Consider the following 25,167-nt stretch of genomic DNA (forward strand, 5'->3'; position numbering starts at 1 on the left):
TTGGCTTCCCTTCGGCTGCACTCCTGTGCCATTGCAATCCTCTGCAACTAGGCTATCTTTCCGTGATAGTCAGCCTCTCCCTAGCGTATGATTGCTTTCATCCTGAAAGACATATCCCTATCAATCCTTAAGTGTTAATCCATTTAACACTGACCAGTCATCCTGACCGACAACGTCCTGTTAGGTGCATTTCCTTGTGCAAATAGATTCTACGCCAGGCCACAGTTGCTAATAGCGCTTTAGCACAAAAATGTCAGCTGAAATATTAAATACATAATCAAAGACGACCTGTAACATATTGATTCAAATTAACTTACCACTTTATAGGTAGCAAATCCCTCAAGAATGACTTACAAATAACTTACAGCCTTGTGAGATATATCTCACACGATATCGGGCACATCTACCATATTACCAATTGAGTTTAGCAATAACTCAATCAACTGCAGTTAACCGTAGTTACAGGGAAAATTTGATAGTATTCAGAGTGATTGCAAGAAGGTTAATTTGAGTAAACTGAATGGCACACAGTAAAATGACTGTCTACGGGCAAATAGATGGTAATAGAAATAAACAAAAAGAAAAGGGCGCAACCAGTGCGCCCCATTTGTTCCGTTTAAGCCTTCCTGCTCGATTCGTGCTCCCTGCACCGTCCATGCGTATGATTGCGTCCTGCTGTCCCTTTTCCCTGCATTTCCCTGTGCTAACAAATTAATTAACACTCAATCCCTTGAACCAGACGTCCGAATCTGGAACCTATCACATCCTGTGACGTATCCCTTCGTCTTCCTTAGACTTAGCCATCCCTAGATTGAGTACAAGCTGTTCACCCTTATACCTATCCTGTTACTCGACATCCTTTACGAGCAGCAGCCAATCCCTCAGCCTGTCCAACATCTTCCCTGAGCCCCATTATCCTAACAGTTGATGTCCGATATCTTCCTTGAATAAGCAGCCCTGCTTTTCCTTAGCCTATCCTAGGCAGTTGACAGTTTTCCTACTGTCAAAGATTCAATCCAAAGAACCTAAATCCAAATAACCTAAATGAGTAGCCTCCTGCTTCCCTTTCGCCCACTTTGCTATCCTTGCAATCCATTGATATTGGCGATGAAATAATTCTACGACAAAACCACGGCTTTTGTTTTTTTTGGATAAACATTCTGTGAGCCGTGGCTCAACTTTTGGCGCCAACAGATTACATAATACACTGTTTTACAAAAGATTAATAAAAGATATGTTTATGAAACAATCAATACATAATCCATTTGTCTTACAGGCTTTGTAAGCAATATCTCACACACCTGTAAGCCGATAACGGATAATCAATCCTTGTGCTTCAGGGAGTTACTTTTATGAGAGGTTAATTTACCGGTCAGTATCTGTACAAACATCACCCAATCCCCCATCAGGCTGTAAATAGGGTACTTAAAAGTCGCAGGTCGATTGTGCTCGAAAACAAAATGGCCAATCCATGCAAATCCATAACCCGCAATGGGCATTAACCAATACAACCAACTTGCCTGCGTCACGATTGCTGCAATCAAAATGAATAAAACTAAGCCGCTACCAAGCACATGCAACCAACGACAGGTCTTATTTTGATGCTGAGAAAGGTAAAAGGGGTAAAACTCAGCAAAGGTTTTATATCTCTCATTCATCCTGTTGGCCTGCATAAAAAAGTAATTGTCCCGCGACACTCCCGATTTCAAGTTCCCCAAGAGAAACAAAATCATGCTGAGTGAATAAATGAGTATGCGATTCTTTTGCACTAAATACACCGACGCCATCGAGATCAGGCTGCTCATCACACCAACTCACAACCGCCTGCACCAATTGATGGCCTAAACCTTTATGCTGCTCTGTCGGTGCAAGGGCGATAAATTGCAAAATAGCGCAGTGGTTACTCGGCAATAATTCGACAATTTTTGATTCCTTGTGGATCAGTGCTTGCGTCGATTGCCAACCAGTCCCCAACAACATCTTTAAACGCCAGTGCCAAAAGCGAGCTTCACCTAGAGGGATTTCTTGAGTAATAACGCAAGCCAATCCCACTAATCGCTCCTGCTCGAATAAGCCTATCAGCGCCTGCTTTTCCTGCCACAGGGTGTTTAATTCCTCGCGGATGGCTGCACGCAATTTTTGCTCGTAGGCAGCTTTATCGGATGCACTAAAAGCATTAACAAAAAAAGGGTCGTCGTGGTAAGCGTTATACAGAATTGAAGCAGCAATACGTAAATCTTCGGCGGTGAGATATACGGCGCGGTACTCATCCAAGGCATTATTGTCCATTATTAGAATTCCTTGTTTTAGATCACACTCTTATGAGTCTTTATCAATGTAACAAGGAAAGCCAAAAGTGCAAATGTTAATCATTAATTGCATTTTTGACAGACTGGCATAACCTAGTTTGAGGAGAGCAATTAAGGAGTCACAAATGGATACCACCCCCGTAGACCTAAGCCACCTCTTTGAGCAGTTAGGATTAGATAACCAGCCCCAAGCCATGTCGACATTTATTGCCGGTCATAAACTCAGCGCCAAAACTCATTTGAGTGACGCGACCTTTTGGAACGAAGCCCAGCGCAATTTCATTATTGAAGCCCTAGAAGCTGATGCCGAATGGACGGAATTAATTGAGCAATTAGATACCCAATTAAGAAAGCCCTAAGACAAATGCAAAGGGCTTTAGGCTAAAGTTCGATAGCAACTTACCGCAGATAGTGGCTTACTACTGCACATGAAATAAGTCAAAAATCAATTAACAGCTCAGTAAGCAGGCTTTGCCCTTATATTTTGCTGTACGCCGTTTCGCCCCAGCCCACTAGTGCATTATTACTTAACACAATCGGTGTGCACTCATCTTTAGTGGTCTTATTATCGCTACGGCTATGCTGGGTGCGATAAAACAGCACTAGCACTTCCTTATCCGCTTCAGCCATCGCCTGTCCTTTTTGAATATAGGCTTCGCTAAAATCGGCGGTTCCCATCAGGGTCATCACCTGATCTTTACTCATGCCTAGGCTGAGTTTGACTAAGTTATTTCGATTCTTCTCTTGGGTTTTCTCCCAAGACTCCTTACGATCCCAATCGGTCTCGCCATCGCCAACATTGACCACACAACCACTAAGACCTAAGCTTGCTAGCCCCAAAAAGGTAACGGCGATAAATTTGCGAGTAAAAGTAGCGTTCATCTTATAACTTCCTGGATAATGATTTTTGAAGCTCTTTAAAAGCAAAATAAATGCCAAAGATTAACCTTCTGTTTTATATAAATAAAACTAATATCGATTCGGCGCGTTAGTAAAAATCACCAAATGATGTAAGGAATTTCACTTAATATGAGTCCAATTGACCAAGTATTAGCGGCGGCGCGCGCCCTCGAAGAAAGCGGTAAAGTGCCAAGCCTTGCGCTGATAAAACCCCGTATCAGCAACAAGATCCCTATGCCAATGATTATTCAAGGTTTACAACAATATAAGTCCATGCCAAAGGCTGAGCGAGAGCGTTTATCGAAACTGCAATCCCCTGTAGTAGAAGCGTCATCAACTGAATCAAGCATCACCCTCGATACCTTGGCTGAAAAAATGGCCGAGCAATTCGCTTATCAGCAGGCACGTTTTGAGCAGCTCATCACTCAAAAAAATAATGAGCTCACTCAACTTCACAACGAATTGCTCGAACTTAAACAACGCGTACAACTACTCGAATCCCAAGGAAATGACCGTTAATGTTTGTGACTGAACTGCGTTTTGAATGTTTTGCCGATACAACAATTAGCGCGGCGGAACGGGCAATAAATCAGTTGCTTGAAGCCTACCGAGCCAATGGCCAAGTACTTGGGCGGGAGTTTGCCGTCGCCTTTAACGAGGGCGAATTCAGAGTGCGATTATTAACACCTGAAAAAACCAGCCTCGCCCACCGCCATCACAGTGCTTGGGTGAAAAAAGCACTTGCAGAATTGACCGATGCGAAGTTACTCGCTCCACGTGAGAAATTCATTGGTCAGGACATCAATTCCGAGGTCAGCAACACTGAACCGCCAAGCTGGCAATTACTCTATACCAGTTATGTGCATATGTGCTCCCCCTTGCGTAGCGGCGACAATTTACTGCCTATTCCGCTTTACCACATTCCGCCGACATTCAATGGCGATCATAAACGGGTGATCCGCTGGCAGACGGAGTGGCAGGCCTGCGATGAACTGCAGATGGCGGCGGCAACTAAAGCGGAATTTGCCGCCCTTGAGGAGCTATCCAGCCCGCAAAGTGATTTATTTCGAAGAGGTTGGGATTTGCGTGGTCGCATAGAATACTTAACTAAAATCCCGACCTACTATTACCTGTACCGCGTGGGTGGTCAGGATCTGCAATCCGAACTCGCACGTCCTTGCCCACGCTGTGGCAGCCACGAGTGGAAACTCGACGAGCCTTTGCTCGATATGTTCCACTTTCGCTGTGAACCTTGCCGGATTGTGTCCAATCTTTCCTGGGATCATCAGTAAACAGTGATTAAAAAGCCCTAAAACGTAGAACTCTTTAGGGCTTTTTAACACTCAAGCTAAGTACGATGACTTATTGAAGATGCCTAATTTCTTTATTTTCAGCGCTTAATGCTTACCCATTAAGTTATGCCACATACGTTTAAGACTGGCAAAAATCCCAGGATGCTCAACCTCAGGCATGGGCAACTCCTCGTGCTTCACGGGTGGTGCAATTCTGGGTGACAGCGATGCTATAAACTCCGCTAAACTTGGCGCTAATTGCTGTGAGGGTAACTGCCCAGGGATTTCAATCCACACGCTGCCATCGCTATTATCGACGGTAAGCATCTTATCTCCTTCGTCAAGAAGTCCAATAAACCAGGTCGGTGGCTGCTTGAGCTTTTGCTTCATCATTAAGTGCCCAATGATATTTTGCTGCAGGCTATCAAAGTCGTCCTCATTCCACACCTGTAGCAGTTCGCCGCTGCCCCACTCAGAATCAAACAATAAGGGTGCAGCAAAAAATTGCCCGTAAAAATCATTAATTTCAGGGAGCAGCGTTAACTCAAGTGCATGCTCAATATTGGCAAAGCTGCCTTGCGTTTCACGCTTTACGGGTTGCCAAAATACGGGTTCATCGGAGTCGACATCAAACTCCCCTTGAATGCACAAAGATGTCTCCCCCTGCGGGTAATATCTCGGCAATTCACCTAAAGTTGATAGGTAGGAGCGATAATAGTTATCTAAAAATTTATCGAGAGCAGGCTGACAAGACACTTAAGCACAATCCATTTTCGGGTATAATGTGCACCTATTTTGACATGGAAACCGTATTGATGACACACAATCACGATCCCTATAGTGATGCAAAAGAGCTTGCTGGCTTAACCTTAGGTAAAGCGACAGACTATCAAGCCGAATATGATGCATCGCTGCTGCAAGGGGTTCCTCGCTCACTCAACCGTAACGCTATCGACCTCAATGAAGGCAACCTGCCCTTCCATGGTGTTGATATTTGGACGGCCTTTGAGTTGTCTTGGCTAAACGCTAAGGGCAAGCCTATGGTTGCCATTGCTGACATTCAGCTTAGCTTTGAAAGCCAGAATCTGATCGAGTCAAAATCCTTTAAACTTTACTTAAACAGTTTTAACCAGACGAAATTCGATAGCGTCGATGCAGTGCAAAAAACATTAGTTCAAGACCTAAGTAACTGCGCTCAAGGTGAGGTGAGTGTTCGAATTATCGAGCCTAAGCAATTTGGCATTCAACGTGTCGTCGAGCTGCCTGGCACCTGTATCGATGATTTAGATATTGAAGTCAGCGACTACGACTTTAACCCCGAATACCTTGAAAACAGCACAGATGAAAAGCAGATCGTTGCCGAAACATTGAATTCTAACCTGCTAAAATCTAACTGTTTAATCACCTCTCAGCCGGATTGGGGCAGCGTGATGATCCGCTACCAAGGTCCTAAGATTGACCGTGAGAAACTGCTGCGCTATTTGATTTCTTTCCGTCAGCATAATGAGTTTCACGAGCAATGTGTTGAGCGCATTTTTGTTGATTTAAAACACTACTGCAAATGCACTAAATTAACTGTGTATGCCCGCTACACCCGTCGCGGCGGTTTAGACATTAACCCCTACCGCAGTGATTTTGAGCACCCAGGTGAAAGCCATCGCTTAGCAAGACAGTAATCCGTAAGCATTAATGTCTGCATTAAACGCCCCGTATTTTTAAAGGCACTCTTTTCAAGAAAACCTTAAAAATACGGGGCGATGTTGTTTCTGGATGTTACTCAAAGGTCATTAGTACTTTGCCAACAAACTTTCAATATTGACCTGAAACAATGACAAGTCTTCAAGCGAAAAGCGGTTTGTGCAGTGTGTTCTATCGCTCTTATATTCAGTATCTTGAGAACCTGCTTTAGACCCGATAGTGAGAGCAAATCGATATTCCTCTGTTAATCGGCCAAAAACACTCTGCCACTGCAAACTCGATTGGCTATTTAGTGATAAGTCTGCATGCTTAACCGTACTATCGGGGTTAACGCTAAGCCCCGTTTCCAGCTCAATTTGAGAAAATAGTGGCAAATGGTTAGCTGTACTTTTAGCAATGTCAGCACCATTTTCTGCTACATCATCAAAGCGCTGTAATGGCGGCAAAGTTGGAGATTTCTTGCCAAGGTGATTAACGTCATTTGCTGCAGTTGAATCAGTTTGCTCGTTAGTATGTAAACTGTCCGGTAGCAGCTTAAAGGCAAAGGATTTGAGTGACTGCGCGAGCCCCAGCCCCGTCGCTTTAATGTAAGATTCTTTTAGTGCCCATAAATCGAAAAATCGCTGCCGCTGCAATTTTTCATCCCCTAATGCTAACAGCGCATTGGTTTCAGCGGGGGAAAAATAGTGGTTTAAAATCGGATGGATATCGGTTTTAACGCGCTCTCGCTCTATATCCACACCAAACAATAAAGCTGACTTATCCTTGCACTCAGGCTGAGTAGACAACGCAATTAATAACCAGTCTCCACTGTGGCTTAGGTTAAAATCGAGTCCCGTGAGTTTATATTGCTCTTGAGTAAGGCTAGGTTTGCCACGATTTCCATACTCAAAACACCACTCATTAGGTTGAAGCGGCGCGCTAGTTGAGAGTAAAGAGCGCAGCGCTGCCCTTACCACTAGACCATTATTTTGCGCCTGGGGAGAACGGTACCGTGCCACTTTAGTCCGCTCATCCTCGCTTAAAAGCGCTAACGCCTTATCGACTAAAGCGGGCGGCATTGCTGTTAAAGGGATGAAAAATAATTTGAACTTCATCTCTATATTCAAACCTTTGGGATGGATTTTGGTAAGTCAGCGCCCATAGAGCGTTATGCTCGTTATCCTACCTTAATTCGAACGGCTAAGATATCCATTCGCATTGCTAGCATGAGATCACAAAATACCATTTACCCCATAACAACACATTTTTGCTCCCATTTCGACATTTTCCGCTCATAAGAGCCTCAAATTTTCCCTTATTAGTCCCATATGATTGTATCGTCCCGAAACCTCAGGTAATCTGCTACACCATTGTGCCCATTCTCTAATAGAACTGGCGCTAACAATGGGATAAAGCCCATATTTTGCTAAGGTTTTAGGCTGAGGTTTTAAACCAAAGTCATAAGGCAGGGAGTACCGATAGATTATGCAGGATGATAATAATTATTAATGGGCAGTCGCAGCACAGAAACTCAGCCTCGCAAAGCCGCTAAAGCCTCCCCAAAAGCTGCCGCGAGACATGGTAACGCCACCACAACTCCCGAAATGCGTCACTTTATTCAGCAATCTGAATTGAGTGTGAGCCAACTCGCCAAGATTTTAAATATCACTGAAGCCACTGTGCGCAAATGGCGAAAGCGACAATCCGTGAATGATGCATCCAACACCCCGCACCACCTCAATACGACCCTTACGGCGATGGAGGAGTATGTGGTGGTTGGTCTGCGATATCAGCTCAAACTGCCGCTGGATAGACTGCTCAAAGCGACCCAAACTTTTATCAATCCGAATGTCTCCCGGTCTGGCCTTGCCCGCTGCCTCAAGCGTTATGGGGTATCTCGACTGGACGAATTCGACCTAAGCCTGCTCCCTAAGCAATATTTTAATCAATTGCCCATCACCCAGGGCAGCGATGTGCAAACCTATACAGTCAATTCCGAAACCCTTGCCAAAGCGCTCGCCCTGCCCAGTACCGATGGCGATACCGTAGTGCAGGTCGTGTCCTTAACACTACCGCCGCAGCTGAGTGAGACAGAAGCCGGGGCTGAACCCAAATCCGTACTGCTGGGTATTGATACCGCAAGTGATTGGATTTACATCGATATTTATCAAGACAGTAACACTCAGGCGGCCAATCGCTATATTGCCTATGTGCTTAAAGATGGCCCATTTCACCTGCGTAAATTGCTGGTACGCAACTATCACACATTCTTAGCCCGCTTCCCCGGTGTGCAATCCCCTAAGGAAGTCGCTAAATCCCTAAACAAGGCAAGCCCACACCGCTTTGCCAGTGGAGATCCGCTATGAGCCATAGCCCAACCGATGCACAGTCACCTTCGATGAATGACGAGGCGACAAAAACGGATAAGCGCCTAAATAAGAGATTAAAAGATATGCCGATCGCCATCGTCGGTATGGCTAGCATTTTCGCTAATTCCCGCTATCTGAATCAGTTTTGGGATTTAATCTGCGACAAGATTGATGCCATTACCGACGTGCCAGAAACCCATTGGTCGGCCGATGATTACTATGATGCCGACAAGTCCAAAGCCGATAAAAGCTACTGTAAACGCGGTGGTTTTATGCCTGAGGTTGACTTCAACCCGATGGAATTTGGTCTGCCGCCAAACATTTTAGAACTTACCGACAGCTCGCAGTTACTGTCACTTATCGTCGCTAAAGAAGTGCTGCAAGATGCTAACTTGCCTGACGATTACGACCGTGATCGCATCGGCATCACCCTAGGGATTGGTGGCGGACAAAAGCTCAGTCACAGCCTAAACGCGCGCCTGCAATATCCAGTACTAAAAAAAGTATTTAAAAGCAGTGGTCTCAGTGATGAAGACAGCGAGCTTCTCATCAAAAAATACCAAGACCAATATGTGCACTGGGAGGAGAATTCCTTCCCTGGCTCCCTTGGCAACGTTATTGCAGGCCGCATCGCTAACCGTTTCGACTTAGGTGGCATGAACTGCGTGGTGGATGCAGCCTGTGCAGGCTCACTCGCGGCAATGCGCATGGCACTGACCGAGCTGACCGAAGGTCGAAGCGACATGATGATCACAGGCGGCGTCTGTACCGACAACTCGCCCTACATGTACATGAGCTTTTCAAAAACCCCTGCCTTTACCACCAATGAGCAAATTCAACCCTTTGATATCGATTCAAAAGGCATGATGATTGGTGAAGGCATCGGCATGGTGGCGCTAAAACGCCTCGAGGATGCCGAGCGCGATGGCGACCGAATTTATGCCGTTATCAAGGGGGTTGGCGCCTCATCGGATGGCAAATTTAAGAGCATTTATGCGCCGCGCCCAGAGGGTCAAGCCAAGGCATTAGAGCGCGCCTACGATGATGCGGGCTTTGCGCCGCACACAGTTGGCCTGATTGAAGCCCACGGCACGGGCACGGCGGCTGGGGATGTGGCCGAATTTAATGGCTTAACCTCAGTATTCTCAAAGGATAATGAGCAGTTACAGCATATTGCACTGGGCTCGGTAAAATCCCAAGTCGGTCATACTAAGTCTACCGCTGGCACTGCCGGGGTGATTAAGGCCGCGCTTGCACTGCACCACAAGGTGTTGCCGCCGACCATTAACGTAAGTCAACCCAACCCTAAGTTGAATATTGGCCTATCGCCATTTTATCTTAATACCGAGGCGCGCCCTTGGATCCAACGCAGCGACAATACGCCGCGCCGCGCAGGCATTAGCTCCTTCGGTTTTGGCGGTACTAACTTCCACTTAGTGTTAGAGGAATACAGTCCAGAGCATCAGCGCGCAAGCACTACTCATACAGCCTATCGCCAGCGCAGCGTGGCACAAAGCTGGTTATTTGCCGCCACAGACAAAACTGCGCTCCTTGGCGAGTTAAAAGCCGCGCTTCAGCAAGCCACTGCGGCCAAGGCTGATATTTCGAAGGCCCACTTTGTTGCCTTTGCAAAATCCTACGCCCTGCGTGAACTGGCGCCGCAATCGGCCCGCCTTGGATTTATCGCCAAGGACTATACCCAATTACAGACTCTGTTAACTCAAGCGATAGCGCAGCTAGAATCCAATCACGCAGAGAGCTGGCAGTTACCCTCAGGGATAAGTTTCCGCGCCCAAGCACTGGTCAAGGATAACAATAAGGTCGCCGCACTCTTTGCCGGCCAAGGTTCACAGTACCTGAATATGGGGCTGGAAATCGCTAACAACTTCCCAGAACTGCGCCAACAAATTTTGGCGAGTGATAAAGTGTTTAACGCCCACGGGCAAAAAGCGCTTTCAAGTGTGCTTTACCCCATTCCCGCTTTTGATGATGCAACCCGTAAGGCACAGGAACAGGCACTCACCAATACCCTCTATGCTCAAAGTGCGATTGGCGCCATTTCTATGGCTCAATACTCCCTGTTTACCCAAGCGGGTTTTGTGCCGAATATGCTGGCTGGACACAGCTTTGGTGAACTGTCAGCCCTTTGCGCCGCTGGTGTGATTTCAATGGATGACTACATCAAGCTTGCCTTTGAACGTGGTCAGGCAATGGCGCAGTCACCACAGGATGCGCTTAATCAGTATGGGATTATAGATAGCGGTGTGATGTACGCCATTATCCTTAAGCAAAAACAAGACATTGATACCATTAATGACTGCTTAGCCCAATTCGATGGTGTGAAGATTGCTAACTACAACTCGCCAACCCAATTGGTAATTGCAGGCGCAACCGAGCAGACCCATGGGGCCGCTAAGGCCATTGGCGAATTAGGCTTTAAGGCCATTGCATTGCCCGTATCGGGCGCCTTCCACACACCACTTGTCGCCCATGCACAAAAGCCATTTAGCGAAGCCATTGATAAAGTTAAGTTTAATACACCAACAACTGCGCTTTATGCCAATGGCACAGGTCAATTACATCCACTGGATGGCGATGCCATTAAAGCTGCATTTAAAGATCACATGCTGCAGTCGGTTCACTTTAGCGAGCAGCTTGAAGCCATGTATGCGGCGGGGGCGCGGGTGTTTGTCGAATTTGGTCCTAAAAATATTCTGCAAAAACTCGTTGAGAACACCCTAAGCCCATACTTAGACGAGCTTTGCCTTATTAGCATTAACCCTAATCCGAAGTCCGATGCCGATAGCCAGATGCGCCTCGCGGCAGTACAACTTGCCGTTGCAGGTGTAACGCTTACCGAGTTAGACCCCTATCAGGCACCGCTGATGGCACCCGCAGCAAGCTCGGCCATGAACATTAAGCTCAATGCCACTAACTACATCAGCCCTGCTACCCGCAGCAAAATGGTCGATTCGCTGCAATCGGGCAAAATTACCTGCCAAGTGCAGTATGTGGATCGCCTAGTTGAAAAAGTGGTTGAGAAAATCGTTGAAAAACCAGTGATTGTCGAAAAAATTCAAGAAAAGGTTGTCGAAGTGGAAAAGCCAGTGGCACAAAATAACAATAATATTCAACAGCAAACGCCTGTACAGCCAGCCAGCTTTACCGCAGGACAGGTAAATCAAGATGCCCTGAGCGCCTTTTTTGCCGCTCAAACCCAGGCGGCGCAATTGCACCAGCAATTTTTAGCAATCCCGCAGCAATACGGCGATACCTTTAGCGCCCTGATGGCGGAGCAGGCAAAAATGGCCAGTCTTGGCATTGCCATTCCTGAGAGCCTGCAACGCTCAATGGAGCTTTTCCACCAACATCAAGCACAGACCCTAAAGAGTCATACCGAATTTATGCAGCTTCAAAGCAGCACCAGTCAGGCAGCCTTAGCCCTGTTAGGTCAAATGCCAGTTCAGACAGTTCAAGCCGCGCCAACGCCAGTCGCTTATTCAACACAGGCAGCAACCACAACCCTTACAGCTCCCGTGCCGCCAGCGGCGATAACGCCACTGATGCCACAAACCCCACACCAGCCAACGATTGTTGAACCTACAAAAGTTGAACCTCAACATGTGGCCACGACGGTAATCCCTGCCCAGCAGAGCACTCTCGCACCAGGCGCGTCAAATACCGGATTAGCGGCACAGCAAATTGAGCAAGCTATGTTGTCTGTTGTAGCCGATAAGACGGGTTACCCTGTAGAGATGCTCGAACTTAACATGGATATGGAAGCCGATTTAGGTATCGATTCCATCAAGCGGGTGGAGATTTTAGGTACAGTGCAAGACCAACTGCCTAACCTGCCAGAATTAAGCCCAGAAGATTTAGCGGAGTGTCGCACTCTAGGTGAGATTGTGGCGCTCTTTAGTCAAACACAACCTAACCAAGCATCAGCGTCAACGGCTTCAACAGTAACTCATCAGGCTTCAGCCCAAATCAGCCATCAAGCCATTGAGCAAACCATGATGACAGTCGTGGCCGACAAGACGGGTTACCCTGTCGAAATGCTCGAACTTAGTATGGATATGGAGGCCGATTTAGGTATCGATTCCATTAAGCGGGTGGAGATTTTAGGTACAGTTCAAGACCAACTGCCAAATCTGCCGGAATTAAGCCCTGAGGATTTAGCGGAGTGTCGCACCCTAGGCGAGATTGTGGCGCTTTTCAATCAATCACTAGCTAGCCAAGCATCAAACGTAGCTGCCCCAATAACAGCTTCAATTCCAACCCATCAGGCTTCAACCCAAATCAGCCATCAGGCCATCGAGCAAACCATGATGACCGTTGTTGCCGATAAGACAGGTTATCCCGTTGAAATGCTCGAACTTAGCATGGATATGGAGGCCGATTTAGGTATCGATTCTATTAAGCGGGTGGAGATTTTAGGTGCGGTTCAAGACCAACTGCCGAACCTGCCAGAATTAAGTCCAGAGGATTTAGCAGAGTGTCGCACCTTAGGTGAGATTGTCGCGCTTTTCAATCAATCACTAGCTAGCCAAGCATCAAACGTAGCTGCCCCAATAACAGCTTCAATTCCAACCCATCAGGCTTCAACCCAAATCAGCCATCAGGCCATCGAGCAAACCATGATGACCGTTGTTGCCGATAAGACAGGTTATCCCGTTGAAATGTTGGAACTTAGCATGGATATGGAGGCCGATTTAGGTATCGATTCCATTAAGCGGGTTGAGATTTTAGGTACGGTTCAAGACCAACTGCCGAACCTGCCAGAATTAAGCCCTGAGGATTTAGCGGAGTGTCGCACCCTGGGTGAGATTGTCGCGCTTTTTAGTCAATCACAACCTGAAAGCCAACACTCTGCAACGGCTTCACTATCAACTCATCAGGCTTCAGCCCAAATCAGCCATCAAGCCATCGAGCAAACCATGATGGCGGTCGTGGCCGACAAGACAGGTTATCCCGTTGAAATGCTCGAACTTAGCATGGATATGGAAGCCGATTTAGGTATCGATTCCATTAAGCGGGTTGAGATTTTAGGCACAGTCCAAGACCAACTGCCGAATCTGCCGGAATTAAGCCCTGAGGATTTAGCGGAGTGTCGCACCTTAAGTGAGATTGTCGCGCTTTACGCCGATAACCAAAACGCAGACGCGCAGGCAACTGACAGTTCCAGTGCTAAAACCAATACCGAGTCTGATCTAGGCGAGCTTAATCACCCCATTGTACTGCCGCCCCATAGCGAGGTCATGCTAAAAAAGTTGCCAGCGGCGGCTGAGTTAGCGCACATTTTAGGCAGCAGCAAAGTAACACTTACAGCCAACAACTGCGTGGTCATCATAGATGATGGCCACAACGCGGGCGTACTCGCCGAAAAACTCCATGCCCAAGGCTTGACTGTAGCCGTAGTACGTTCGCCTAAATCGGTCGTAACCAGTGCATCGCCGCTTGATAGTCATATCGCCAGTTTCACCTTGGAGGCTATTGACGATGCCAACATTCTTGACGTCATCAATGACATTGAAGAACTGGGTCAAATTGCCGGTTTTATCCATTTGCAACCGCAACTTAAGTCTGCACTTAATGCTTCAGATAGTTTGGATGCTGATTTTACCGCTGGCTTAGTACTTTCAAACGAGGCGAAATCCAGTGTTGAGCAGGCCTTCCTGTTTGCCAAGCACTTGCAACCTTTGCTGACAGAGCGAGATCACTGCCGCTTTATGACGGTAAGCCGTATCGACGGTGGCTTTGGTTATCACAGCATTGATCCTAACAACCAAGGCGACAACGGTGAGTATAACTGTGATGAGCAGCCGCTTATCAAACACGCTGAACTAAATCAGGCGGCGCTGTCTGGACTGACCAAAACCCTCAATCATGAGTGGCCGGGTGTGGTTTGCCGCGCACTGGATTTAGCCCCCCAGCTTGATGCTAAAAAGGTCGCCAATGCCATTGTGCAGGAATTCTTTACTGAAGATGCGCCGGTGGAAGTCGGCATCAACAGCCATCTTGAGCGCGCGACCTTAGTCGCAGGCGATGCCGCTATTCAACATCAAGCGGCTGCACTTAGCGCCACTGACAAAATTCTGGTGACAGGCGGCGCTAAGGGCGTGACTTTTGAATGTGCGTTAAGCCTGGCTAAACGCTCTCGCGCCCATTTTATTCTGGCGGGTCGCAGCGCCCATCAGGCCATTCCTAACTGGGCGCAGGGTAAAAATGCCAGCGAGCTAAAAGCCGCGGCCATCGCTCATATTCAATCCATGGGCGAGAAACCTACGCCAAAACAAGTGGATGCCTTAGTATGGCCGGTGCAAAGCAGTCTTGAAATCAGCCATGCCCTAAAAGCATTTGAAGATGCAGGCGCCAGCGCCGAATACCTAAGCGTGGATGTGAATAATCCCGACGCCATTGCGAGCACAATTGCCCCTATCAGCGCCCTATCACCTATTACTGGGATTATCCACGGCGCAGGAGTGCTTGCCGATAAACATATTCAAGACAAGAGCTTAAATGAGCTTGAACGTGTTTATGGCACTAAGGTCACAGGTTTACATAACCTGCTTGCAGCTTTGGATTTACACCAGTTGAAACTCGTCGCCCTGTTCTCTTCGGCGGCGGGATTTTACGGCAATACCGGCCAAAGCGATTACGCCATGTCCAACGACATCCTCAATAAGGCTGCGCTGCAATTGTCGCAGCAATTACCTTCAGCCAAGGTGATGAGCTTTGACTGGGGTCCTTGGGATGGCGGCATGGTTAATCCTGCGCTGAAAAAGATGTTTGTTGAGCGCGGCGTCTACGTAATTCCACTCAAAGCGGGCGCTGAGCTTTTTGCCAATAAGTTACTCAGTACATCGGGCGCACAATTACTCATAGGCACCGATATGCAGGGCAATTCGGGCACTGTCGCGACTGAGTCCGATGTGACTAGTACCGATAGCGCCGTTATTGCTGCAACGACCGGTATCAGCCATGAAGAAACAATTATCGCTGCAAGAAGCGCCGATGTAAAAAAGCTTAAAGCGGATCTAACTTCATCGTTGGATCCGCAGGCTATGGCACATCAAGCCACCAATTCAGTTGAGGGGGCTATATTCACCCGCACGCTGGATCCTAAAGCCATGATCTTTATTGAAGATCATTGCATTAATGGCAATCCCGTTTTGCCAACGGTGTGCGCCATTGACTGGATGCGTGAAGCCGCCCGTGAGCATTACGGCGAATCATTTAAGGTACAGGACTATCAATTACTTAAGGGGATTATCTTCGATGAAACCTTATTAAGTAGAGCTGAGAATGAGCCTATCGAGCTTGAACTCTCGCTAACGCCACTACTAACAAATGCAGAGGGATATCAAGCGCTGATAAGCTTCGAGGGGCGCCCACAATATCAGGCGCAACTCATCCCAGATTCAGTCGAGGCACAAACGGCTAGTCGATTTTTGCCATTGGTAGAAAATCAAAGTCTGGGATCATCAACGGTTATTGCCACAGGCGAGTCACTCTACAGGGATGGCACCCTGTTCCATGGTCCTAGATTGCAGGGCATCAGTGCTGTAACGGCCTTCGATGACAATGGCTTAATGGCAAAAATAGAGCTACCGTTAGTGACATTATCCGACTGCGGTGAATTTGCGCCCATCCTAGAAGATAAAGGCTCACAACCCTTTGCCGAAGATCTGCTGCTGCAAGCCATGCTGGTTTGGGCACGCTTTAAATATCAAGCGGCGAGCCTACCAAGCGCCATTGGCGAGTTTATCTCCCATGCACCGCTTGCCTTCGGTGAAAAGGGTGTATTAGTGCTTGAAGTGATAAAACATACACCGAGGCAGGTAGAAGCCAATATTGCCCTCTACCATCAGGATGGCCGTTTAAGCTGCGAGATGAAACACGCCAAGGTTACCATCAGCAAAACGCTTAATAGTGCGTTTCTAAACAACAAAGCTGTATCGGATGTGCTGCAAGCTGATGTTCAACAGTTCGGAGAAAGTGTGCTTTGACACCGACATCCGAAGCGCTGAAATTAGGCGCGCATAACAGCGAGGCACAAGATGCCAAGTCACTGCGTATCGCGCTGTTTCTTGGCAATACCTTGCTTGATGATGCTAGGCTTGGCGATGCTGGTCTTAGCGGATTAAGGGATGCTCAAGCGCAACATGCCATTGCGCTACAGGCACTGTTTGAATCAAGAGTCCAAATCAACATCGATGATACTGACAGTGCTGAAACAAGAGCAGCTGAAACTACAGCTCCTGAAACAGACGTTCAAGTAAAACAAGCTGTTAAGCACTCACTTGTGGCTTTGCTAAATGCCCTGCGCCCAGACATTGAAGCGAATAAGCTCATCGAGATAAGTGCATCTGCGCATATTCAATCTTTGGCTCATTCTTCAACTAAGGGTGCAAATCAGGCTCAAAAACTTTATTTACTTGATGGGCTGCTTGCTGCCCAATTATGCCTTCATCCAGAGGCCTATATTTCGGCGTTCAATGAGACAAGCCTTGAAACAAACGCCGAAACGAGCACCAAGGCTTTAGAATCCAGTATTAAAAGCGCCTTTGCCATGGCCAAGCGCAAGCGCTTTGATGCCATGCATTATTCATTCGAAGTGGGCGGTCTTAACAGCCAGCTTGATACCTTAATTCAAGGGGTGAGCGCCTTAAGTCTGCGCTCTGTAGAAAATTTAGCGTCACAGGGCTCATTCTCACAGATACAGACACAAACACAGTCACTTGGGCAATCAACCCAGAACGAGCTAAATAGCGCCCAGGGATATTGGTTTTGCAGGCAGCATCAAGCGCGGGTATTAGGGTTAACCTTGCTCAGTAAAAGTGCCGATCCAACTAGCAATGAAAAAACCGCTGATAACGATGCCAATGCTCAAGCTGAAAGTGCTCAACCCGCAATTACTGAAACGGTGCAGAGCCTTGTCCTGACCCAGGGCAGTCAACTAAGCGCTAAGCCATTGCTTACTCAACAGCGTTTATTTATTCCCATCAGTGGCGATAGCATTGAGTACCTTAAGAGTGAACTCCTCAATCTTATAAACCAGGGCCTTGTAAAAACGCTACAAGGGGAAATGGATACAGATTTCCCCTTAGCCCTCTGCCAGACATGGCTATCGCGCTATCGAGCAAGCGATAAACTCGCGCTAGTACTGATGGCAACATCTGCAAAGGAATTAATCCAAGAAGCCAACGCCATGCAGGCCTTTATTGAGGGGATTGATGAGAACACCCCGAAAGCATGGAGCTTCAAAACCCCTGCGGGCAGCTATTTCGCTCATAAGCCACTTGGGGATAAGGGACTGGCCTTCGTTTATCCCGGCGTTGGCACTGTGTACCCCAATATGTTCAACGACCTGCATAGCTACTTTCCAACGCTTTACCGTGAGCTGGAGCGCGAGGGGGATTTAGCTGCCATGTTGCAGGCTGAAGCCATCTACACGGCGGATGTAACAGACACAGACAGGAAGGACATGAGCTTAAGCGAGCAGGCCATTAGCGGAGTTGGCGCAAGTTATGTCTTTACCAAGCTTCTAACCCAAATCTTTGGCATTAAGCCGCAATTTGCGCTCGGTTATTCCATGGGCGAAGCCGCCATGTGGGCCAGTTTAGATATCTGGCAAACACCCCACGCGCTCATTCACGCAACCCAAAACAGCGATATTTTCAACCAGCAGATTTCGGGCAAACTCGAAGCCGTGCGCCATGAATGGGGGCTAAGTGATGATGCGCCTGTGCAGTGGAATAGCTTTTTAGTGCGCGCGACTGGTGATGAAATCAACGCCGTTTTAACTGAATTCCCGAGGGTGTATCTTGCCATCGAGCAGGGCGATACCTGCATTATTGCTGGCTGTGAGACGAGCTGTAGACAGCTATTAGCCAAACTCGGAAAGCGCGGCATTGCCAGCAATAAAATAACCGCGATGCACACTGCCCCATCGCTTTCGCAGCATGCCAAGCTTGAGCAGTTTTATAACCAAGCCATTAAGGATGGGGCAAAACGCAGTCAGATTCGATTTATCAGCGCTTCACAGTCCCAGCCCGTGACTGTGGATAGCCACCGCATTGCTAAAAGCATTGCCGATACCTTTTGTGCGCCGCTTAATTTTACCGCGCTTATTCAAAATACCTACGCCCAAGGTGCTCGGCTCTTTGTAGAGGTCGGTGCAGATAGGCAAACCAGTACGCTTATCGATAAAATTTTTCGCCAGCTTGAGCAAAACGCGACACATCAGATTGAACCTGAAGTTGAACAGCAACATGAACAGGCGATTGCGCTAGCAACCAATGCCAAGGGTGCTGACACTATCACCACCTTGCTCAAGTGCTTAAGTCAGCTAATCAGCCACAGAGTGCCTCTTTCAATGACACCTTTGTCACTTGAACACTTGTCACTAAAACATATGTCACTTGCGCCTTTGTCGCCCGCCGCACCGATTTGTTCTTCAAGCCATTTTTCAAACGTATTTCAAGAAGGAGAACCCCTTTGAGTTCTCAGCAACATGTCCCGATTAGCTCACTAGAGAAAGCGCCAAAGGCAGCCCCAAAGATTGCCATCGTCGGCCTTGCCGCCCAGTACCCCGATGCCGATACGCCGGAAAAATTCTGGCAGAACCTGCTCGATAAAAGGGATTCCCGCAGTCAAATTGATGCGGCTAAACTGGGCGCCAATCCAGAGGATTACCAAGGTGTTCAGGGCGAGAATGACCGTTTTTACTGCGACAAAGGCGGTTATATTCAAAACTTCCGCTTCGACCCCACGGGTTATCAGCTGCCAGAAGCGCACTTTGCTGGGTTAGATGAAAGCTTTTTATGGGCGCTGCAATGCAGTAAAAAAGCGCTTATCGATGCAGGCGTGAACTTAAATAACCCAGTGCTTGTACGCACTGGGGTGGTGATGGGCACCCTCTCCTTCCCAACGGCGAGTTCAAACGAGCTGTTTTTACCGATTTACCACCAAGCCGTTGAAAAGGCCTTAAAAACCAAACTTAAGCAGCCTAAGTTTGAGTTAACGCCCTTTAGCAATAACGACAACATTGCCCCACAAGTGACAGGGCAGCAAAAGGCGGCAAATGGCGCCATCGCCCATACGGCATCAAAGCTGTTGAGTGACGCCTTAGGTCTTGGCGGCGCGCAGCTTAGTCTCGATGCGGCCTGCGCAAGCTCAGTCTATGCCCTAAAACTTGCCTGTGATTACTTAACCACGGGCAAGGCGGATATGATGCTCGCGGGCGCCGTCTCGGGCGCAGATCCCTTCTTTATCAATATGGGATTCTCGATTTTCCACGCCTATCCCGACCATGGCATTTCAGCCCCCTTTGATCGCAATAGCAAAGGCTTATTCGCGGGTGAAGGCGCTGGCGTATTAGTGCTTAAACGCTTAGAAGATGCACAGCGCGATGGCGATAAAATCTATGCGGTGGTAAGTGGCATTGGTCTATCAAACGATGGAAAGGGGCAGTTTGTGCTTAGCCCCAACAGCAAGGGGCAAGTGCAGGCTTTCGAGCGCGCCTATGCTGCGGCCAATACTCACCCAAGCTCCATCGAAGTGATTGAATGTCACGCAACCGGCACACCGCTCGGCGATAAGGTTGAGCTGACCTCGATGGAACGTTTTTTCGAGGACAAACTCGAAGGCTGCAAGGCGCCATTGATTGGTTCAGCCAAATCGAACCTTGGACACTTGCTGACCGCTGCTGGCATGCCTGGGATCATGAAAATGATCTTTGCGATGCGCTTAGGAATCCTGCCGCCAAGTATCAATTTATCAGCGCCAATTTCATCGCCCAAGGGGCTCTTTAGCAGTAATAATCTGCCGACTGAGCTGCACGCTTGGCCTGATAAAACGGGGAACGACCGTCGCCGTGCAGGGGTATCTGTCTTTGGTTTTGGTGGCTGTAATGCCCACCTGCTGCTCGAATCCTACAATGCGAACGACGCAGAGAAAGCCGCATCTAAAGAGAGCACAGCCAAAGGCGAATTTAAGCAAACGCCGCTCAATATCATTGGCCTTGCAGCCCACTTCGGTCCATTAGCCTCCATCAATGCGTTGGATAATAGCCTTAAAGCTAAACAAGATGCCTTTATCCCGCTGCCGCCAAAACGCTGGAAGGGACTTGATAAACACCCTGAAATCCTTAAGCAATTTGGCCTTGAGCCAAGTGTAGGTATTAAAGGCGCCTATATTGAGCAATTCGATTTCGATTTTCTGCGCTTTAAGGTGCCGCCTAATGAGGATGACAGACTGATCTCCCAGCAGCTGCTGCTGATAAAGGTGGCCGATGAGGCGATTCGCGATGCTAAGCTCGCCCCAGGTAGTAAAGTAGCTGTCTTAGTTGCGATGGAAACCGAGCTTGAGCTGCATCAATTCCGCGGCCGAGTGAATCTGCATACCCAGCTGGCACAGAGTCTTTCAAAGCAAGGGGTTAAGCTCTCTAATGAGGAATACCAAGCCCTCGAAGCCATTGCGATGGACAGCGTGCTCGATGCCGCCAAGCTCAATCAATACACCAGCTTTATTGGCAATATTATGGCGTCTCGCATCGCCTCGCTTTGGGACTTCAATGGGCCTGCATTTACCATTTCAGCGGCGGAGCAATCGGTCGCCCGCTGTATTGATGTGGCGCAAAACTTACTCTCCCAAGAAGCCCTCGACGGAGTCGTCATTGCAGCGGTGGATTTAAGTGGCAGCATAGAACAGGTGGTGCTGAAAAACGCCATTGCCAAGGTGGATTTGAGCGCAAGCGTGGACCAATCGAGCCAAAATAAGCACAAAGCAAACCAATGGAAGACCGGTGAAGGAGCTGGTGCCATAGTCCTCAGTTCCAATCAAAAAGCCCTAGGCTATGGCCAAATCAATGGCCTAGTATTTGGCGCTCATCATCAACTCGCTAACAGCTTAGATAGATTACTGACTGAAACGACTCTGGCAAGCCATGCTGGTGAGAATGTGATTAACCTTGTCGAACAATGTATTGCGCCTGAGGAATTGCTCGAATCAACTCAAGGATCATCCCAATTAACGCTCCCCGATGCTCAATTCAGTCAGGTCGCCCATACCCTAGGGCATAACTTTGCCGCCGCGGGGATGGCCAGTATATTAAGTGCCCTCCTAACTCTTAAAATTCAGGCTCAAAAAAATCAGGCTCTTAACTCACAACGTCAAGCATTGGTATCGACCCAAAGCCCAGGCGTGAGTTCCTTACTGCTCTTAAGTCAGGATGCTATTCAAGCAAAGCAGCTTGAGCAGCGCCTGACTCAAGACTTAAGCCATAGCGAGCAAAAGCAGCTGATAAAACAGGTGACCTTAGGCGGCCGCGATATCTATCAATATATTGTCGATGCGCCACTTGCACGGCTCGACGCCATTCAACTCAAGATGCAGCAGTTACAGCCCTTAAAACAGATTGAAAGCCCTGCGGCTTTAGCAACGAGCACTGTAACAACGAGCGCGTCAAATGCAGCTGCAGATATTCAAAAAGCAGATTCTATAAAAACAGATAGTGAAAAAACGTTTATAACAGAGACCTTTAGCGGTATGTCATCTTTCCCAACTCACTTAACAAATACAGCTAGCACTGAAGGCACCACAAGGCTTGCGCCGCAGCCCTCAGACAGCGCTGCATTTTTGCAAAATCAGCAACTTGCCCGTGAGGCGCATTTGGCCTTTTTACAGAGCCGCGAACAGGGGCTTAAATTGGCTGATGCACTGTTAAAGGCACAATTTGCCTCTGGTACCACTGCAAGCTCATTTGCAGCGCAATCTGTGACGAACAGTGCGATAACTCATGCGATAAAGAGTGAATCAAACTGTGCTACGCCAATCCCAGCGCATAAATCCACGAATACCTCAGAGCTTGCACCTAATCATGCTAGAGTGCAGCCCTACACGCCGCCTATTCCTGCGCTTAAGCCCTGCATTTGGGATTACCATGACTTAGTGGAATACGCCGAGGGTGATATTGCCAAGGTCTTTGGCAAAGACTACGCCATTATTGACAGTTATTCGCGCCGCGTGCGTCTACCGACCTCTGACTACCTGCTGGTGTCGCGGGTGACTAAGCTCAACGCACAGATGAATCGCTATCAGCCGAGCACTATGACGACCGAGTACGACATTCCGGTGGATGCGCCCTTCCTCGTCGACGGTCAAATCCCTTGGGCGGTTGCGGTGGAATCCGGTCAATGCGATCTCATGCTCATCAGTTACTTAGGCATCGACTTTGAAAACAAGGGCGAGCGCGTCTATCGCCTGCTCGATTGCACCCTGACCTTCCTTGGCGATTTACCCCGTGGCGGCGATACCCTACGTTACGATATTTCCATCAATCACTTTGCCCGAAATGGCGATACTCTGCTGTTCTTCTTCTCCTACGAATGTTTTGTGGGCGATAAGTTGATCCTAAAAATGGATGGTGGCTGCGCGGGCTTCTTTACCGATAAAGAGCTCACCGATGGCAAAGGCGTTATCCGCACCGATGCCGAAATCAAAGCAAGGGATGAGGCACAATTAGCCCTTGCAAATGAATATGCCCGAACTGGCAATAAGCCACGCTTCAAGCCGCTGCTTAATTGCGCGCAAACGGCCTTTAGCTACAGTCAAATCCATCGCTTACTTAGCGCCGATATCGGCGGCTGTTTTGGTGGTGAGCACGCGGCCTATCAGGCGAAGTTTGGTGTTCAACCTTCGCTGTGCTTCGCCTCAGAAAAGTTCCTGATGATTGAGCATGTGAGCAGACTCGAGGTCCACGGCGGCGCTTGGGGCTTAGGCTTTGTCGAAGGCCATAAACAATTAGAGGCCAACCACTGGTATTTCCCTTGCCACTTTAAGGGCGACCAAGTCATGGCAGGCTCATTGATGGCGGAAGGCTGCGGCCAGTTACTGCAATTCTTTATGCTCCATACTGGTATGCACGTGAATGTTAACAATGGCCGCTTCCAACCCCTTGAAAACGCATCGCAAAAAGTCCGTTGCCGCGGTCAAGTGCTGCCTCAATCGGGTACGCTCACCTATCGCATGGAAGTCACGGAAATCGGCATGAGTCCACGCCCCTATGCTAAGGCCAATATCGATATTCTGCTAAATGGCAAAGTGGTGGTGGATTTCCAAAACCTTGGGGTGATGATTAAAGAAGAAGCGCAGTGTACCCGTTACTCGTCTCCCGCTATGCAAGCCACGTTGACTCCGGAAACTGCAGAACTAAACGCTCAGGAAAACAAACACATAAACAACCCTGTAAATAACGAGGCCAACATTCAAGTGGCCCCACTAATGGCGCAAATTCCCGATCTCACCGCTCAAAGCAATAAGGGCGTTATTCCCCTTAAGCATGTGGCGGCACCGATTGCACCGCAGGGCTCAAAATATGCTAACCGGGTACCCGATACCCTACCGTTTACCCCCTATCATTTGTTTGAGTTTGCCACCGGTGATATCGAAAACTGCTTCGGCGAAGATTTTAGCATTTACCGCGGTTTAATTCCGCCGCGCACGCCGTGTGGCGATTTGCAGCTCACCACCCGTGTAGTCGCGATTGAAGGTAAAAGGGGCGAACTGAAAAAACCGTCTTCCTGTATCGCAGAATATGAAGTGCCAAGGGATGCGTGGTATTACGCGAAAAATAGCCACGCAAGCCTGATGCCCTACTCTGTGCTGATGGAAATTTCTCTGCAGCCCAATGGGTTTATCTCGGGCTATATGGGCACGACCTTAGGCTTTGTGGGGCAAGAGTTATTCTTCCGTAACCTCGACGGTAACGGCACCTTGCTACGTGAAGTCGATTTACGCGGCAAAACCATTGTCAACGACTCGCGCCTTCTCAGCACTGTGATTGCGGGCAGCAATATCATTCAAAACTTCAGCTTTGAGCTGAGCTGTGATGGTGAGCCCTTCTACCGCGGCAATGCGGTGTTCGGCTACTTTAAAGGCGATGCACTTAAGAATCAGCTAGGGATTGATAACGGCCGAATTACGCAGGCGTGGCATAGGGAACGTGGTATAAAAGCCGACTGCCAAATCAATCTATTGGATAAAAATGGCCGCAGTTTTGTCGCCCCAGTTGGTAAACCACATTACCGCCTCGCGGGTGGCCAACTTAACTTTATCGACCATGTTGAAATTGTTAATAGCGGCGGTAAGGCGGGCTTAGGTTATTTATATGCCGAGCGTACCATTGACCCGAGTGATTGGTTCTTCCAATTCCATTTCCATCAGGACCCTGTAATGCCAGGCTCCCTCGGGGTGGAGGCGATTATCGAGTTAATGCAGACCTATGCCATCGAAAAGGATTTAGGCGCGGGCTTTACCAATCCCAAATTTGGCCAAATTCTGTCGACCATAAAATGGAAATACCGTGGTCAAATTAATCCCTTAAACAAACAGATGTCGCTGGATGTCCATATCACCAGCATCGAAGATAAAGACGGAAAACGCATTATTAAGGGCGATGCCAACCTGAGTAAGGATGGCCTTCGCATCTATGAAGTGACCGATATCGCTATCTGCATTGAGGAAGCCTAACTCGGCTTAACTTAAGCTGATTTAACGCATTCGACTTTAACCACTGCGGCATAACAATTTAGGCCCCAAACACGCAAAAGTGAA

General features: G+C 48.2%; 13 protein-coding genes. 8 read left to right on the forward strand and 5 right to left on the reverse strand.

The features are described from left to right. Positions 1 to 1,322: 1,322 nt before the first annotated feature. Positions 1,323 to 1,658, reverse strand: coding sequence for an Mpo1-like protein (locus tag K0H61_RS11915; RefSeq protein ID WP_220049513.1), 336 nt, complete (start codon positions 1,656 to 1,658; stop codon positions 1,323 to 1,325). After that, entirely contained in the window at positions 1,651 to 2,289 is a 639-nt protein-coding gene (locus tag K0H61_RS11920) for a GNAT family N-acetyltransferase (protein WP_220049515.1), read from the reverse strand. The genes K0H61_RS11915 and K0H61_RS11920 overlap by 8 nt, the downstream gene beginning before the upstream one ends. Before the next feature lie 145 nt (positions 2,290 to 2,434). On the opposite strand from K0H61_RS11920, the gene K0H61_RS11925 reads away from it, so the two are divergent. After that, complete coding sequence (locus K0H61_RS11925; protein WP_220049516.1) at positions 2,435 to 2,668, forward strand: DUF2789 domain-containing protein; 234 nt, start codon at positions 2,435 to 2,437, stop codon at positions 2,666 to 2,668. A 118-nt stretch (positions 2,669 to 2,786) separates the two neighbouring features. Here the strand turns inward: K0H61_RS11925 and K0H61_RS11930 are convergent, their stop codons facing one another. Next, complete coding sequence (locus tag K0H61_RS11930) at positions 2,787 to 3,191, reverse strand: DUF3192 domain-containing protein (RefSeq protein WP_220049517.1); 405 nt, start codon at positions 3,189 to 3,191, stop codon at positions 2,787 to 2,789. A gap of 147 nt (positions 3,192 to 3,338) precedes the next feature. Here K0H61_RS11930 and K0H61_RS11935 point away from each other — a divergent pair, with 147 nt between their 5' ends. After that, positions 3,339 to 3,728, forward strand: a complete 390-nt coding sequence (locus K0H61_RS11935; RefSeq protein ID WP_220049518.1) for a hypothetical protein — start codon at positions 3,339 to 3,341, stop codon at positions 3,726 to 3,728. After that, positions 3,728 to 4,501, forward strand: a complete 774-nt coding sequence (locus tag K0H61_RS11940; protein ID WP_220049519.1) for a Zn-ribbon-containing protein — start codon at positions 3,728 to 3,730, stop codon at positions 4,499 to 4,501. The genes K0H61_RS11935 and K0H61_RS11940 overlap by 1 nt, the downstream gene beginning before the upstream one ends. 105 nt (positions 4,502 to 4,606) lie before the next feature. Here the strand turns inward: K0H61_RS11940 and syd are convergent, their stop codons facing one another. Then, positions 4,607 to 5,257, reverse strand: coding sequence for a SecY-interacting protein (syd, locus tag K0H61_RS11945; RefSeq protein WP_220049520.1), 651 nt, complete (start codon positions 5,255 to 5,257; stop codon positions 4,607 to 4,609). 59 nt (positions 5,258 to 5,316) lie between these two features. Here syd and queF point away from each other — a divergent pair, with 59 nt between their 5' ends. Further along, positions 5,317 to 6,177 (forward strand): NADPH-dependent 7-cyano-7-deazaguanine reductase QueF, encoded by an 861-nt coding sequence (gene queF / locus K0H61_RS11950; RefSeq protein WP_220049521.1) that lies wholly within the window; start codon positions 5,317 to 5,319, stop codon positions 6,175 to 6,177. 111 nt (positions 6,178 to 6,288) lie between these two features. On the opposite strand, the gene K0H61_RS11955 is transcribed toward queF, so the two are convergent. Continuing rightward, a complete protein-coding gene (locus K0H61_RS11955) occupies positions 6,289 to 7,296 on the reverse strand; it encodes a 4'-phosphopantetheinyl transferase family protein (RefSeq protein ID WP_220049522.1) in 1,008 nt (335 codons plus the stop codon). Between the two features lie 393 nt (positions 7,297 to 7,689). Here K0H61_RS11955 and K0H61_RS11960 point away from each other — a divergent pair, with 393 nt between their 5' ends. From K0H61_RS11960 to K0H61_RS11975, 4 genes are read left to right on the forward strand one after another with little or no spacing between them, the layout of a single operon-like run. Further along, positions 7,690 to 8,547, forward strand: a complete 858-nt coding sequence (locus K0H61_RS11960; protein ID WP_220049523.1) for a transcriptional regulator — start codon at positions 7,690 to 7,692, stop codon at positions 8,545 to 8,547. After that, positions 8,544 to 16,559, forward strand: a complete 8,016-nt coding sequence (locus tag K0H61_RS11965; protein WP_220049524.1) for a type I polyketide synthase — start codon at positions 8,544 to 8,546, stop codon at positions 16,557 to 16,559. The genes K0H61_RS11960 and K0H61_RS11965 overlap by 4 nt, the downstream gene beginning before the upstream one ends. Further along, the gene (locus tag K0H61_RS11970; RefSeq protein WP_258405944.1) at positions 16,556 to 19,054 is read left to right on the forward strand and encodes a PfaB family protein; all 2,499 of its coding nucleotides are present in this window, start codon (positions 16,556 to 16,558) and stop codon (positions 19,052 to 19,054) included. The genes K0H61_RS11965 and K0H61_RS11970 overlap by 4 nt, the downstream gene beginning before the upstream one ends. Further along, positions 19,051 to 25,083 (forward strand): hotdog fold thioesterase, encoded by a 6,033-nt coding sequence (locus K0H61_RS11975; RefSeq protein WP_258405945.1) that lies wholly within the window; start codon positions 19,051 to 19,053, stop codon positions 25,081 to 25,083. The genes K0H61_RS11970 and K0H61_RS11975 overlap by 4 nt, the downstream gene beginning before the upstream one ends. The last annotated feature ends 84 nt before the right edge of the window (positions 25,084 to 25,167 follow it).

This window comes from Shewanella acanthi, assembly GCF_019457475.1.
Classification (GTDB): Bacteria; Pseudomonadota; Gammaproteobacteria; order Enterobacterales; family Shewanellaceae; genus Shewanella; species Shewanella acanthi.

Coding starts and splice junctions, on each gene's coding strand:
- K0H61_RS11955 (WP_220049522.1), bottom strand. CDS start 7,296: ATGAAGTTCAAATTATTTTTCATCCCTTTAACAGCAATGCCGCCCGCT.
- K0H61_RS11930 (WP_220049517.1), bottom strand. CDS start 3,191: ATGAACGCTACTTTTACTCGCAAATTTATCGCCGTTACCTTTTTGGGG.
- K0H61_RS11960 (WP_220049523.1), top strand. CDS start 7,690: ATGGGCAGTCGCAGCACAGAAACTCAGCCTCGCAAAGCCGCTAAAGCC.
- K0H61_RS11965 (WP_220049524.1), top strand. CDS start 8,544: ATGAGCCATAGCCCAACCGATGCACAGTCACCTTCGATGAATGACGAG.
- K0H61_RS11920 (WP_220049515.1), bottom strand. CDS start 2,289: ATGGACAATAATGCCTTGGATGAGTACCGCGCCGTATATCTCACCGCC.
- queF (WP_220049521.1), top strand. CDS start 5,317: ATGACACACAATCACGATCCCTATAGTGATGCAAAAGAGCTTGCTGGC.
- K0H61_RS11925 (WP_220049516.1), top strand. CDS start 2,435: ATGGATACCACCCCCGTAGACCTAAGCCACCTCTTTGAGCAGTTAGGA.
- K0H61_RS11915 (WP_220049513.1), bottom strand. CDS start 1,658: ATGAATGAGAGATATAAAACCTTTGCTGAGTTTTACCCCTTTTACCTT.
- K0H61_RS11935 (WP_220049518.1), top strand. CDS start 3,339: ATGAGTCCAATTGACCAAGTATTAGCGGCGGCGCGCGCCCTCGAAGAA.
- K0H61_RS11940 (WP_220049519.1), top strand. CDS start 3,728: ATGTTTGTGACTGAACTGCGTTTTGAATGTTTTGCCGATACAACAATT.